General features: G+C 63.7%; 13 protein-coding genes. 4 read left to right on the top strand and 9 right to left on the bottom strand.

The window, feature by feature from the left end; translation table 11 throughout:
• Positions 1-101: 101 nt before the first annotated feature.
• The 8 genes from NKH52_RS14820 to NKH52_RS14785 form a co-directional block, all read right to left on the bottom strand.
• Positions 102-317, bottom strand: coding sequence for a hypothetical protein (locus tag NKH52_RS14820; protein WP_352731092.1), 216 nt, complete (start codon positions 315-317; stop codon positions 102-104).
• On the bottom strand, positions 290-448 hold the full coding sequence (locus NKH52_RS14815) for a hypothetical protein (RefSeq protein ID WP_352731094.1): 159 nt from the start codon (positions 446-448) through the stop codon (positions 290-292). The genes NKH52_RS14820 and NKH52_RS14815 overlap by 28 nt, the downstream gene beginning before the upstream one ends.
• Before the next feature lie 252 nt (positions 449-700).
• The gene (locus NKH52_RS14810; RefSeq protein WP_013529179.1) at positions 701-1,282 is read right to left on the bottom strand and encodes a CarD family transcriptional regulator; all 582 of its coding nucleotides are present in this window, start codon (positions 1,280-1,282) and stop codon (positions 701-703) included.
• A 366-nt stretch (positions 1,283-1,648) separates the two neighbouring features.
• Entirely contained in the window at positions 1,649-1,987 is a 339-nt protein-coding gene (fdxA, locus tag NKH52_RS14805; protein WP_352731096.1) for a ferredoxin FdxA, read from the bottom strand.
• A 235-nt stretch (positions 1,988-2,222) separates the two neighbouring features.
• Positions 2,223-2,609 carry an RNA-binding S4 domain-containing protein gene (locus NKH52_RS14800; protein WP_127297242.1) on the bottom strand — a complete coding sequence of 129 codons (387 nt, stop codon included), beginning with the start codon at positions 2,607-2,609 and terminating at the stop codon, positions 2,223-2,225.
• Between the two features lie 16 nt (positions 2,610-2,625).
• Positions 2,626-6,060 carry a helicase-related protein gene (locus tag NKH52_RS14795; RefSeq protein ID WP_352731098.1) on the bottom strand — a complete coding sequence of 1,145 codons (3,435 nt, stop codon included), beginning with the start codon at positions 6,058-6,060 and terminating at the stop codon, positions 2,626-2,628.
• Between the two features lie 721 nt (positions 6,061-6,781).
• Positions 6,782-7,507 (bottom strand): acetoacetyl-CoA reductase, encoded by a 726-nt coding sequence (gene phbB, locus NKH52_RS14790; RefSeq protein ID WP_127399245.1) that lies wholly within the window; start codon positions 7,505-7,507, stop codon positions 6,782-6,784.
• A 93-nt stretch (positions 7,508-7,600) separates the two neighbouring features.
• Positions 7,601-8,779, bottom strand: coding sequence for an acetyl-CoA C-acetyltransferase (locus tag NKH52_RS14785; protein WP_352731100.1), 1,179 nt, complete (start codon positions 8,777-8,779; stop codon positions 7,601-7,603).
• Positions 8,780-9,079: 300 nt separating this feature from the next.
• On the opposite strand from NKH52_RS14785, the gene phaR reads away from it, so the two are divergent.
• Positions 9,080-9,691: a polyhydroxyalkanoate synthesis repressor PhaR gene (gene phaR / locus NKH52_RS14780; protein WP_023814312.1), complete on the top strand. Its 612-nt coding sequence runs from the start codon at positions 9,080-9,082 to the stop codon at positions 9,689-9,691.
• A 19-nt stretch (positions 9,692-9,710) separates the two neighbouring features.
• Here phaR and NKH52_RS14775 read toward each other — a convergent pair whose 3' ends face one another.
• The gene (locus NKH52_RS14775) at positions 9,711-10,850 is read right to left on the bottom strand and encodes a citrate/2-methylcitrate synthase (RefSeq protein ID WP_352731102.1); all 1,140 of its coding nucleotides are present in this window, start codon (positions 10,848-10,850) and stop codon (positions 9,711-9,713) included.
• Between the two features lie 92 nt (positions 10,851-10,942).
• Between NKH52_RS14775 and NKH52_RS14770 the strand changes: the two genes are divergently transcribed.
• The 3 genes from NKH52_RS14770 (at position 10,943) to NKH52_RS14760 (ending at position 14,180) form a co-directional block, all read left to right on the top strand.
• Positions 10,943-12,031 (top strand): citrate synthase/methylcitrate synthase, encoded by a 1,089-nt coding sequence (locus NKH52_RS14770; RefSeq protein ID WP_352731104.1) that lies wholly within the window; start codon positions 10,943-10,945, stop codon positions 12,029-12,031.
• A gap of 186 nt (positions 12,032-12,217) precedes the next feature.
• Complete coding sequence (locus tag NKH52_RS14765; protein WP_502908027.1) at positions 12,218-13,000, top strand: 3-hydroxybutyrate dehydrogenase; 783 nt, start codon at positions 12,218-12,220, stop codon at positions 12,998-13,000.
• A 46-nt stretch (positions 13,001-13,046) separates the two neighbouring features.
• The gene (locus NKH52_RS14760; protein ID WP_352731106.1) at positions 13,047-14,180 is read left to right on the top strand and encodes a patatin-like phospholipase family protein; all 1,134 of its coding nucleotides are present in this window, start codon (positions 13,047-13,049) and stop codon (positions 14,178-14,180) included.
• Positions 14,181-14,200: the final 20 nt, after the last annotated feature.

The following is a 14,200-nucleotide window of genomic DNA, read 5'->3' as shown; positions in this document are numbered from 1 at the left end:
CAGGCCGTCAGCCGCCCTCCGGCATACTGCCCTTGCTGTCGGCAGCCGCTAAAATTTCACAGTCGGCTCTCCCCTGAAGCCGCGGCTTTTCATTTGCAGGTTCAGATATGATGGCTGACGAGCGCCACGCCAAGTCCGACGAGGATCGAACCGCATGTCTTGGGGATCACCCATCCGGCGCCGCCGCCAGTGAACCGGCCAACGGCGAGCGAGGCGATGCCGACCGCCGCCAGGTCGGCCATCGAGAAGATAAGATTGACGACGATGCCGAGGATGAGGAATTGCAACCCTACGGCAAGGGCGGCTGACGGATCCACGAACTGCGGCAGGAAGTCAGGAAGAACAGTGCCGTCTTGGGATTGAGGATCTCGACGACCATGCTGTCGCGAAATGTGTTCGGCGCCGGCCTGGCACCGTCCTCGCCCATCCGGTTCCAGCCCAGGAACATGGCAAGGCCCAACGAAATTGCGCGAAACCATTGCTGCGGTCTGCTTTGCTGGCAAGGCGACAAGTGGGGACAAACGTTAACCGAAAATGCGCGCTGGACGGCCCGGAGCGCGCCAGCAAGCCGCGATGCAGCACGCCGGTGCGCAGTACATCATCAACATCGAAGCCGCCGCCCGAAAGCAAAAGAGGCCCCGGTCAAACCGGAGCCTCCAATCGTTTCAGGCAGGATCTCTCGAATCAAAGGCGAGAAGGATCAGGCAGCTTCTTCCTGCTCGGCCTCTTCATTGTCGGCCTTGGCGCCACGCTTAGGGCCCTTGTTGAGGTTGACCTCGATCAAGCGCACGGCTTCGGTTTCCGACATGCGGTTGACGGCCGCGATCTCGCGGGCCATGCGGTCGAGCGCCGCCTCATAGAGCTGGCGCTCGGAATAGGACTGCTCCGGTTGGTTGTCGGCGCGGTAGAGGTCGCGCACGACTTCCGAGATCGAGATCAGGTCGCCCGAATTGATCTTCGCATCATATTCCTGGGCACGGCGCGACCACATGGTGCGCTTGACGCGGGCGCGGCCCTGCACGACCTTCAGCGCGCGCTCGACATAATCCTCTTCCGACAGCTTGCGCATGCCGATGGAGGTCGCCTTGGCGACCGGCACCTTCAGGCGCATCTTGTCCTTCGAAAAGTCGATGACGAACAGTTCCAGCTTGTGTCCAGCAACTTCCTGCTCGTCGATCGAGACGATCTGGCCGACGCCGTGCGCCGGGTAGACGATGTATTCGCCGGTCTTGAAACCGTGACGCGCAGCGGTGGACTTCTTCTGCGGGGTGATCGTTGCCATTACGCCCTGAACTCCTTGTTGTGGCACCGGCGTCCTGCCGGTCCGAACTCGCGCGATCGGGGAAGCCGATCGTTAGCCGCACAACAGATGAACCCATCGGAAAAGCCGGACCGGCAAACGCGACATTGCGACCGCCTGGCCCAGATCGCTCTGGTCCGAATGGGATTTTCACCTTTCAGTGATTTGGGGCGTCTGCGCCATAAATCGACGTTGTGTCACCGGCATGTTTCGCTGATGTAACACAAAAAGTCGGAAGAATCAAGGTTTTGCTGCACAAGCGAAGGCCACAGGCCAGCGCCGCCTGTCAAGCCGGTTAATGCGACGTGCCTCTTACCCAGCGTAATACCGGCCTTTGCGGCCGTGTTGTCAATCGCCTTCGCCGGGCTCTGGCGAGAAGTATTTCTCGAACTTGCCGGCCTCGCCGTCGAAGGATTTGGCGTCGGCCGGCGGTTCCTTCTTGGCGGTGATGTTGGGCCATTTGTCGGCGTATTCGGTGTTGACCTGCAGCCATTTGTCGAGGCCGGGTTCGGTGTCAGGCTTGATCGCGTCGGCCGGGCATTCCGGCTCGCAAACACCGCAGTCGATGCACTCGTCGGGATGGATGACGAGCATGTTCTCGCCTTCGTAGAAACAGTCGACCGGACAGACTTCGATGCAGTCCATGTATTTGCATTTGATGCAATTGTCGGTCACGACATAGGTCATCGGTCGGCTCCGGGACGTCCCATTTTGTTGGGCTTTTTCCGTCAGGTAACGCCTTTGTCGACCGCTTGCAAGGGTAGCCATTGCGGACGGTGCCGGTGTTTCCGGAATGGAATTCCAGACTGCAGGCCCGGCGGAAGTCAGCCATGTCCCGCAGAGCGTCTGTTTGCCGGGCTCAGTTCTCGCCTCAGGCGTGCCGTTGTCCCAGAACCACTGCGTGTTTTTGGACGCCAGGCCATCAGTCTTCGCCGAGCAATCGGTCGGTCTGGCGACGTTCCTTCTTGGTCGGGCGGCCGCTGCCGGCCTCGCGCAGCCCCGGAATCGCATCGGGAGGGGCTTCGCCCTTCGGTGCGGGCGGTGGCGACATGTCCTCGTAAAGCGTACGGGCCTCCTCGGCCGGGCCGCGCCGCGTACCGGCGCCGAGCACCTTCCAGATGAAGATGCGGCGCTCGAGCGTGATGGTCAGGACGTCGCCTGGCTTGACCTGATCGGAGGCCTGCGCTGCTTTGTCGCGATTGATGCGAACGCGGCCGGCGACGACCAGTTTTGCCGCCAGCGAGCGCGATTTCACGGCGCGTGAGAAGAACAGCCATTTGTCGATGCGCTGGCGGCCTTCGGCAACCATCGAAGCGAGCCGGGTTCTATTTCTTCAACTGGTCGCGCAATGCGGCGAGCTTGGCGAAGGGCGAATCCGGATCGAAACGCACCGGGCGTTCCTCGCGCGGCTTCGGCTGAAAGGCCGGCTTGCCGCCTTGCGGACCACCTTTGGCATCCGGCCTGCCACCCTTCCAGTCGGGACGGCCCTCACGGCGGTCGGGACGCTCGCCTTGCGGCCTGCCGTCACGCCGCTGTTCGCCTTCGGCCTGCGGCTTGGGTTTGAATTTCGAGCGGTCGAAGCGCGGCTTGCCGGCTCCATCGCGCCGGCCTTCATGGGCAGGCCGTTCACTTGGCGTAGCTGCGGCCGGTGCGCCGGCGGCATCCGCAGGCGCATCGCTTCGACCGCGCGCTTGTCCGTTGCGTGGGCGATTGTTCCTTCGGTTGTCGTCGCGGTTGCGCGGACGCTGTTCGAACCGGCCCTGACGCCACAACAGGATGGGTTTTGGCGCTTCGGCTTCCGGAGCGGGTTCGCCGGCGGCTGCTTCAGTCACCGCCACAGGTTCGTCCGGCGCGGCGTCCGTTGCCGGCGCGGCATTTGACACCAACTCGGCCGTTGCGGCTTCTTCTGCCGCTGCAACTTCGATCTCGGCAGTCTCAGTCTCTGCCTGCGGTTCAACCGGCGCCGGTTCGGCGACGTCGGGCGCAGCCTTGGCTACAGGCGCTTCGTCTTGCACGGTTTCGACCGGAGCGTCCGCCTGTTCTTCCACGGCAGGCGCAGCAGGTTCAGCCGCGGCGTCGGAGGTGATTTCGGCGGGAATTTCGGCCGCGGTTTCCGAAACGGCCACTGCGTCCGATGCCGGCTCCGACCCTTCGACGGCTGCCTCTGCTGCGGCATCCGTTGCCGCGGCTTCCGCCGCTTCGGCCTGCTCGACTCGTGCAGCTTCTTCCGTCGCAAGCTTCGCCACCGCCGCTTCGCGCGCGGCATTGTCCTGTGCTTCGAGCCGCGCCTTGACCTCGACGGCCGGCTTCGGCTCGGCACGATAGCCGAGACCCTTGAGGATTTCTTCCATGTCGTCGGCGGTGGCGCCGAGGATCGACATCATCGGCGGCGTCACCATGAAGGACTGGCCGTCATAGGCGCCGTCCGGGCGCTGACCGAGGCCGGGCTTCCAGTTGGTCGCCGGACGGATCAGATCCGCCAGCCGTTCCAGTATGTCGATGCGCACGGCGCGACGGCCGAGATTGCGGTAGCCGGCAAGCTTGTAGAACGTCTTGTCGAAAGCAGGGTCGATCACCACCGAGGTGCGACCCGAGGCGAGCGCATGGACCACGTCGCCAAAGCCCGGCTTGTCCTTGCCGTCGTTCTTCAGCGCCCACAGCAATGTCACCAGCCCGGCAGGCGCCGGCTTGATCAGCGCCGGCACGAAGACATGGTAGGCGCCGAAGCGCACGCCAAGCCGGCGAAGGGCGGCGCGGCCTTCCTGGTCGAGCGACTTCATCTCCTCGGCGATGTCGCGGCGGTTGATGAGGCCGAAATTCTCGACCAGCTGGAAGGCGATGCCGCGGCCGATGCCAGAAATCTGGTCGGCGTTCCTGAGATCGACCAGCGGCTTCAGCAGCGACTCGATCTGGAAATTGACGAATCGCTCTGCACGCGCGGCGACCTTGTCGCGCGCCGGGCCGGTCAGCTGTTCGTCGGCCAGCAGCACCAGCCGCGGCTTCAGCGCGTCTTCGCCTGATACCAGCGTGCCGATCGGCGCGCCGATCCAGCGCAGCGTGCCGTCCGAGCCAAGCGCAATGTCGCCATTGGCCGAGGCGCCAAAGCGTTCGGCGCGAGCCTCGAACTCGGCGGCCAGCGCCTTCTGGGCGGCGGTGCGCACCGCCTTGGCGTCTTCACCGCCGGCGGTCTGGTCCGCGGTAAAGCGGAACCCTTGCAGCTCGCCGACATGATGGCCTTCGACAAGGACGGTTCCGGTAGGACTAATTTCGGCTTCAGGCATGGTATTTTCTCTAAGGCGCCGCATGAGGACGGAAGTCCTGCGGTCTACGAAGCGTTTCGTCAACCGCTCATGCAGCGCATCCGACAATCTGTCTTCGATTTCGCGCGTCTTTTCCTGCCAGTGTGCCTGATCGGCCAGCCAGCCGGGCCGGTTCGACACGAATGTCCAGGTGCGGATCTGGGCAATGCGATGCGACAGCGTGTCGATATCGCCCTCGGTGGTATCGGCGCGGCGCACCTGCTCGGCCATGTAATTCTCGTCGACATGGCCGTGGCGTGCCAGGTCCGTGTAAATGGAAGCGATGAGGTCGGCATGCTGCGCCGGCGCGATCCTGCGGTAGTCGGGCAGCGCGCAGGCTTCCCACAGCAGCGCCACGCGCTTGGCATTGGTGGTGAGTGCGCGAATGTCCTCGTCGCGCGACAGATGCTCGAGCGCCTGTGCATCGACGGCAGGCAATGCCCGCGTCAGTCCCTCGACGGGGGCGTTGGTCTCGATCGAGCGCTTCAGCGCGTCGAGGCTGGCAAAGTCGAAATGCGCGGTGCGCCACTGCAGCACCTTCACCGGATCGAAATCATGGCCTTCGATCTTCTTGATCAGCTCTTCGTCCAGCGGGTCGACCTGGCCAGTGACGCCGAAGGTGCCGTCGCGCAGATGCCGGCCGGCGCGGCCGGCGATCTGGCCGAGCTCGGCCGCGGTCAGGTTGCGATACTGGAAGCCGTCGAACTTGCGGTTCTGGGCGAAGGCGACGTGGTCGAGATCGAGGTTGAGACCCATGCCGATGGCATCGGTGGCGATGAGGTAGTCGACATCGCCGGACTGGAACAGCGCCACCTGGGCGTTGCGGGTGCGCGGCGAGAGCGCGCCGAGCACGACAGCGGCACCGCCCTGCTGGCGGCGGATCAGCTCGGCGATGGCGTAGACCTCGTCGGCCGAGAAGGCGACGATCGCCGTGCGCCGCGGCAGGCGGGTCAGCTTCTTGGAGCCGGCATAGGCAAGATGCGACAGCCTCGGCCGCGTCACCACCGAGACACCCCTCAGCAGGCGCTGCAGAATGCCATGCATGGTGGCTGCACCGAGCAGCAGCGTTTCCTGGCGGCCGCGCAGATGCAGGATGCGGTCGGTGAAGATGTGGCCACGCTCGAGGTCGCCGGCGAGCTGCACTTCGTCGATGGCGACGAAGGCGGCGTCGGTCTCGCGCGGCATGGCCTCGACAGTGCAGACCGAATATCTGGCGCCCGGCGGCTGGATCTTTTCCTCGCCGGTGATCAGCGCCACTTTGTGGGCGCCGACCTTTTCGCAGACACGGGCGTAGACCTCGCGCGCCAGCAGCCTGAGCGGCAGGCCGATGATACCACTCTCATGCGCCACCATGCGCTCGATTGCGAGATGGGTCTTGCCGGTGTTGGTCGGCCCGAGCACGGCGGTCACGTCGCGGCCCGACAGGATCAGCGGCTCGGTGTGTTTGGGCTGGATGTTCATCAACCTAGAATAAGGCTTCTGGGACCTGGAAATAAGGCTTCTTGGCCTCTGGTTGTCGGGAGCGTGCCTCAAATGGCGCGTATGACAGGCGACACATAGGGATTTCGGGCGCGAAGCGAAAGCGGAATGTTCCGCCGGCGGCGAGAAGGGTGGTTTTGTCAAGCTTTCAACCGGCTGCGGATTAACGGATAGAACGAGTCTGGAACGAATCGGCGACGAATCAGTGACTCCTGCGGGTTCAGCTTTTGTTCACGGCTACATGTGGATTTCGCGACCGCGAGTCGCACCACATGCTGAATCGCTGAACTGGCCCGTTTCATGCTAAGAGGGCGTTGCCGTTAACCTTTGCCTGGAAACAATCACGGTGGCTTGGCGCGCCTCGACCAACATTATGAAATTGTTGATCTTTCTTAACCTGCGTTAAGCAGTTGGGCAGGCGATTCCGGCTGTCGTCGTTAACGCTCAGCTCATAACCGGAACGAATCGGCGACGAATCAGCGATGGCGTAATTTTCCCGATTTGTTCACCCCAATATCTTGTGTTGTGAACAGTTTATCCACCGAGAATCCACAGGTTGCCAGGGAGCTTTTGCACAGGGCGGCTGCCGGCTGTTAACCTTCGCGTGCCGAATTGGGTCAGCTACGGTCGCGAGCACGTCAAAGGGACCGTGCCGGAAACGGGCCGGTGTGCCGGCCCGTCGATCTCCTACATCGCCACGTCGTCAGGCGAAGTATTGGCCACCGTTGGCTGTGATGGTCGAGCCGGTGATGAAGCCGGCATCTTCGGATGCGAGGAAGACGACGCAGCGCGCGATCTCTTCCGGTTCGCCGAGGCGGCCGACGGGGATTTGCGGGATGATGCGGTCGTTGAGCACCCTCTCGTCGATCGCCTTGACCATCTCGGTGGCGATGTAGCCAGGGCAGATGACGTTGACGGTGATCCCTGCGCGGGCTCCCTCTTGAGCGAGGGCTTTGCTGAAACCGATGTCGCCAGCCTTCGCGGCGGAATAGTTGACCTGGCCGGCCTGGCCTTTCTGGCCGTTGATCGACGAGATGGTGATGACGCGGCCGAACTTGCGGTCGCGCATGCCGCTCCACAGCGGATGCGTCATGTTGAAGACGCCGGACAGGTTGGTGTCGATGACCTCTTTCCACTGCTCGCGCGTGATCTTGTGGAACATGGCGTCGCGGGTGATGCCGGCATTGTTGACCAGCACCGAGACCGGGCCGAGATCGGCCTCGACTTGGCGGATGCCGGCGGCGCAGGAATCATAGTCGGCGACCGACCATTTGTAGACCGGAATGCCGGTCTCGGCCTTGAATTTCGCCGCTGCGGCGTCATTGCCGGCGTAGTTCGCGGCAACCGAATAGCCGACGGTCTTCAATGCGATCGAGATCGCCGCGCCGATGCCGCGCGATCCGCCTGTGACGATTGCTACCTTGGTCATGCATTTCCCCTTTTTTTGATACCGCCCTGTTGTCGGGCTTGGCAGGCACTGGATACAGAACGGGCGGCTCGCGCCGCCCGGTTGGTGAGTTCTTCAGAGTGCTTCGACACACATGGCGACGCCCATGCCACCGCCGATGCACAGGGTAGCGAGACCCTTCTTGGCGCCGCGCCGGCGCATCTCGAAGACCAGCGTGTTGAAGACACGGGCGCCGGAAGCACCGATCGGGTGGCCGATGGCGATGGCGCCGCCATTGACGTTGACGATCGAGCGGTCCCAGCCCATGTCCTTATTGACGGCGCAGGCCTGCGCGGCAAAGGCCTCGTTGGCCTCGACCAGGTCGAGATCGCCGACCGACCAGCCGGCCTTTTCCAAGGCCTTGCGCGATGCTGGGATCGGGCCGGTGCCCATGATCTGCGGATCGACGCCGGCGGTTGCCCAGGACACGATGCGTGCCAGCGGGGTGATGCCGCGCCTCACCGCTTCCGCCTCGCTCATCAGCAGCGCGCCGGCGGCGCCGTCATTGATGCCGGAGGCGTTGGCGGCGGTCACCGTGCCGTCCTTGTCAAAGGCCGGCTTCAGCTTGGTCATGGCGTCGAGCGTGGCGCCATGGCGGATGTATTCGTCCTGGTCGACAATGGTGTCGCCCTTCTTGCCCTTGAGTGTGACGGCGACGATCTCGTCCTTGAACTTGCCGGCCTTCTGCGCGGCCTCGGCCTTGTTCTGCGAGGCCAGCGCAAACTGGTCCTGGTCGTCGCGGGTGATCTGGAACTGACGCGCGACGTTTTCGGCGGTGTTGCCCATGTGATAGCCGTTGAAGGCATCCCACAGCCCATCCTTGATCATGGTGTCTATCAGCTTGAAGTCGCCCATCTTGACGCCGGCGCGCAGGTGCTGGGCATGCGTCGAAAGCGACATCGATTCCTGGCCGCCGGCGATTATCACCTTGGCATCGCCGGTGGCGATCTGCTGCATGCCGAGCGCAATGGCGCGCAGACCCGAGCCGCAAACCTGATTGAGGCCCCAGGCTGTGGTTTCCTTGGGCAGGCCGGCATTGATCGATGCCTGGCGGGCCGGGTTCTGACCCTGAGCGGCGGTCAGCACCTGGCCGAGGATGACCTCGTCGACCTCGCCTGGTTCGACACCGGCACGTGACAGCAATTCCCTGATGACAACGGCACCGAGCTCATGCGCCGGGGTGGCGGCAAAGGCGCCGTTGAAGGAGCCGACCGGCGTGCGCGCCGCGCTGGCAATGACGATGGAAACGGACATTTTCTTCTCCAGACTTCAAGGGTGTCGTTCTGTCGTTAGGGACTTTTCTTGCCCTTTCCCAACCCCAAGTCAAACCGGAAATAGGCAGGGCGCCCATGCGCCGCAAGCAGGTCGTGCCTTGCCATGGCGGCCATTCGTCCATTGCTGCGCAGCATATTTTGCCTGCTATGCAGCATTTAGTGATCCCGCACTGCACAAACTGCTTGGAATTGTGAAGCTTTTGCGCATATCCTCAAAAAAAAGGCACAATCGTTATCGGCGGCTTGCTCAGAGGCGCGCCGGTGTCCCGGGAGGATGTAGATGGCCGCTAAAGACGATCCGATCATCATCAAGAAATACGCCAATCGCCGCCTCTACAACACCGGCACCAGCACCTATGTGACGCTCGAGGACCTCGCCGAGATGGTCAAGAAGGGCGAGGAGTTCACCGTCCAGGACGCCAAGACCGGCGACGACATCACGCATCCGGTGCTGACCCAGATCATCTTCGAACTGGAGAACAAGGACGGGCAAAACATGCTGCCGATCCCGTTCCTGCGCCAGCTCATCGCTTATTACGGCGACCAGATGCAGATGATCGTCCCGAGCTTCCTCGAACAGTCGATGCTCGCCTTTTCCAAGGAGCAGGAGCGCTTTCGCGAGCAGATGAAGGGGGCGATCGGCAAGTCGCCGCTCGACATGATGAAGATCACCACGCCGATCAAGGCGCTGGAGGAACAGACACGCCGCAACATGGAAATGTTCCAGAATGCGATGCGGCTGTTCACGCCGTTCCCGCCCGCCGGCACCGCGCCGGCCGCTGCGCCGTCGCCCGAGCCGGCCAGGAAGGAAACACCTGACAAGCCCGACGATCTTCAGGAACTGAAGGACCAGATCGCGGCCATGCAGCGCAAGCTCGACACGATGTCCTGAGCTTAGCGCTCTTGCGATCTTACGGCAGCAGGCCCTCATAGCGGCCGCGCGGCCTGATGACACTTCGGCTTGTTATCTGTTCGACCGTGTGCGTTGCCCAACCGACGCTGCGTGCGAGCGCAAACAGGCGGAACGGCGTATCGCGCGGCAAGCCAAGACTGCGCGTCAGCGCGGCCAGCCCAAAGTCGATGTTGGGAAGCGCGCCGGTCGCCGCAAAGGCAGCGTCGCGCAGCGACGATAGTGTGCCGTCAACCTCGATCACCGACAGAAGCGCTGCCCCTCGGGGGTCGCCGTCGGGATAGAGCTGATGACCGAACCCCGGCAGCGGCCGGTCATGGCTGAGCCAGCGCCGAATCGCCGCATCGGCGCCATGCCGCGCCGCATCCTCGGCCAGTTGCATCACCGCCTCGCCGGCGCCGCCATGGCGAGGGCCTGACAGCGTCGCGAGCCCTGCCAGCAGGCAAGCGGCCAGCGGCGCGCCGGTGGAGGCTGCGACGCGCGCGGCGAAGGTCGATGCATTCAGCTCATGATCGGCAAGCAGGACAAGCGCGCGGCGGATCGCATCGGCGCCGCCGGCATCTACCGACCAGGCCTGTGCCAGCCGCTGATGGACGGGATCCGGTCCTGCCGGTGCGCCCAGCGCGCCGGCCAGCACGCCGACCGCGTGCGCGGCATCGGCATGCAGCGAGGCGGCGCTGCGCCCAAGTGACGGACGCCCTTGGCCGGCAAGCACGGCAAGTTGCGCAAAAGCCGAGGCCCGGCCGGCTTGATGGGGCGCATCCGGCGATGGTGCTTGGAAAGCCACCGGTTCCGGCAGAGCCCAGAGCACTGCGGCGGCTTCTTCCAGTGTGGCGTGCCCGGAGAGCACCGCGGCGTCCTGCCCGCGATAGATGAGCCGACCGTGCGAGACGGTCGAGATCGCCGTTGCGATCGAGGGCTCGCCCCAGGCAATGGCGCTTTCAGCGATGGCTGATGGGCTCCGTCCGCGCGCCCTCCGCGTTGCCAGCGCTTCTATATCGTCGGCACGATACTGGCTGCGGCGCGGATCGGCGCGGTCGGGCCGCATGCCGATGCGCCCACGGCTGACATAGGCGTACAGCGTCTGCGCCCGCACCTTGAGCCTCTCCAGCGCTTCTTCCCTGGACAACCACTCGGACATATCGAACCCTGATATTGATTCTATTGATCAAGATTGATGGAAATGTTGCCCATCTCTATCTCCGATCCGGAAATGCTTCAAGGAGACAGGCTATGGCGAATGGGCTCGATGACGTGGTGGCGGCGGAAACCGTGCTTTCCGATGTGGATGGTCTTGGCGGCCGTCTGACGATCCGGGGTCATTCGCTGCCGGAACTGGCCGGCCGCTGGCCTTATGCCCGGGTGGTCCGGCTGCTGCTGGATGGCTTTTTCGACGACCTTCCCGGCGATGCGGAACTGGTGCTGGCGCTGGGCCAGGCACGTGCGGACGTGTTCGAGCGACTATTGCCCTCGTTGCCCCGGCTGGCGTCGCTCGATGTCTACAGCGCCATGCGCGCCGGCATGGCGCTGCTGCCGGACGGCAACACGCTGACGGACGCATTGCGGCTGATCGCGGCACCCGCCGTGCTGACGCCGGCCCTGCTGCGCCTGCAGCGCGGCGAGCAGCCGATCGCGCCGGACAGCCGCGCCGATCATGCCGCCGACATGTTGAGGATGCTGAGCGGCAACGCCGCCTCCCCAGCACTGGCGAAAGCACTCGACACCTATCTGGTGACCGTCTGCGACCATGGTCTCAATGCATCGACCTTTGCGACGCGCGTGGTGGCCTCGACGCAGGCCGGCCTGACATCGTCAGTGCTGGCCGGACTTGGCGCGCTCAAGGGGCCGCTGCATGGCGGTGCGCCAGGCCCGGTGATCGAGATGCTGGATGCGATCGAGGCGCATGGCGATGCCGCCGGCTGGCTGCGCGACGAGATCGCGCATGGCGAGCGCATCATGGGTTTCGGTCATCGCATCTACCGCGTGCGCGATCCGCGCGCCGATGTGCTGAAGTCCGTCGTGCGGCAACTCGGCGGCGAGGGCGAAACCGGCCGCCGGCTGGCATTCGCGGAGACAGTGGAACAGGTAGCGCTCGACGTGCTGCGGATCGCCAAGCCGTCGCGCTCGCTGCAGACCAATGTCGAGTTCTACACCGCGCTGCTGCTGGAGGCGGCGGGCTTTCCGCCACAAGCCTTCAGCAATGTCTTTGCCGCCGGGCGCGTCGCCGGTTGGATCGCGCATGTGCGCGAACAGCAGATGACCGGAAGGCTGATCCGCCCGCAGTCGCGCTATGTCGGGCCGGTGCCGGAGCTGGCTGCCTGAGGCTTATCGGCGCCTAGCGAGCGACGGGCGATCCAAACGATATCCTCCTGGTGAGCGGCCGTGTGGCCGCTCATGACGAAAATTTCATCTCCCCGAAAATTCTGGCCGCTGTTATTGCGTCGCATTGAGCATATATGCTGCAGTGCAACATAAGCTCGCTCTTGCCGCAACCAGAGGATTCCGCCCTTGGCCGCCAGAAAAACCGCAGTCATCACCGGCTCCACATCGGGCATTGGCCTGGCCATCGCCCAGGCGCTGGCGGCCGAAGGCCGCAATGTCGTCGTCAACTCTTTCTCCGACACGACCGCCGACCACGCCATCGCCGACGCGATTGCCAAACAGTATGGAGTGAAGACCGCCTACATCAAGGCCGATATGTCGAAACCGGCGGAATGCCGGGCGCTTGTCGCCAAGGCGGCCGAAACATTCGGTTCGGTCGATATCCTGGTCAACAATGCCGGCATCCAGCATGTCGCGCCGGTGGAAGAGTTCCCGATCGAGAAATGGGACGCCATCATCGCCATCAACCTGTCGTCGGCATTCCACACCATTGCAGCCGCCATTCCGCTGATGAAAAATGCCGGCGGCGGGCGGATCGTCAACATCGCCTCGGCACACGGCCTGGTCGCGTCGCCGTTCAAGTCGGCCTATGTCTCGGCCAAGCACGGCATCATGGGATTGACCAAGACCGTCGCGCTCGAACTGGCGCGCGAAAAAATCACCTGCAACGCCATCTGCCCGGGCTATGTGCTGACGCCGCTGGTCGAGGCGCAGATCCCCGATCAGATGAAGGCCCATCAGATGGACCGCGAGACCGTCATCCGTGAGGTCATGCTGGACAAGCAGCCGACCAAGGAATTCGTCACGGTGGAGCAGATCGCGGCAGCGGCGGTGTTCCTGTGCTCGGACGCGGCAGCGCAGATCAACGGCACCCATCTCTCGGTAGATGGCGGCTGGACCGCCGCGTGAGGCGCAAAATCTTCTCATCTACCCAAAACGAACCAAGGACGACGCCATGACCAAAAACGGCAAGGCGGAGGAGACGAAGAAGAAGATCAACATCGCGCTTCAGGGCGGCGGCTCGCACGGGGCCTTTTCCTGGGGTGTGCTCGACCGCCTGCTGGAGGACGGACGGCTGGAGATATCAGCAGTGTCCGGCACCAGCGCCGGCGCCATGAACGCGGTGGCGCTGGCCGACGGATATGTGCGCGGCGGTGTCGAGGGAGCGCGGCAAAAATTTGAGGATTTCTGGCGCGCGGTGGCGGCCAAGGGCCGGTTCAGCCCAGTGCAGCGCATGCCGTGGGATGTCGCCTGGGGAAACTGGTCGATCGAGAATACGCCTGGCTATGTCTTCTTCGACACCATGTCGCGCGTGTTCTCGCCCTACGTCGCCAATCCGCTCGGCCTTAACCCGTTGCGCGACGTGGTGGAGCAGGAGATCGATTTCGACAATGTCCGCGCCTGCAAGTCGATGGAACTGTTCATCTCGGCGACCAATGTCGAAACCGGACAGTTGCGCGTCTTTTCCGACGGCGAGATCGACCTCGACGTGGTGATGGCTTCGGCCTGTCTGCCGCAATTGTTCCGCGCCGTCGAGATCAAGGGCGTGCCCTACTGGGACGGCGGCTATGGCGGCAACCCGGCGCTCTATCCGTTTTTCAAGACCGCGGCGACCGAGGATGTGCTTCTGGTGCAGATCAATCCGGTGGTGCGGGAGGGAACGCCAAGGAGCGCCAACGAGATTCAGAACCGCATCGACGAGATCACCTTCAACGCCGGGCTGCTGCGCGAATTCCGCTCGATCGCCTTCGTCAAGGAACTGATCGCCGCCGGCCGTCTGCCGCATGGCGAATATCGCGACATCCGCATGCACCGCATCGATGCCGACGAGGCGTTCAAGGACCTGTCGGCGTCGTCGAAGGTCAATGCCGAATGGGCGTTCCTGACCTATCTCAGAGATCTCGGCCGCACAGCCGCCAGCGACTGGCTGGAAGAGAATTACGACGCCGTCGGCAAGCGACCGACGCTCGATCTCTCCGGCGAACTCGATGACGGCTTCAAGCCGGTGCGCGGTCCGGCACCCGGCCGGCGGGTCAAGGAATTCCTCGCTGTGCGCAAAAATCCGGAGGTGGTTCGCCGTCGGGCCTGAACTGAAACCTGATACAGCTG

It is taken from the genome of Mesorhizobium sp. M1066 (genome assembly GCF_040318635.1).
GTDB lineage: Bacteria > Pseudomonadota > Alphaproteobacteria > Rhizobiales > Rhizobiaceae > Mesorhizobium.
The sequence above is the reverse complement of the archived record's forward strand: the minus strand, read 5'-3'. Positions and strand labels throughout refer to the sequence as shown.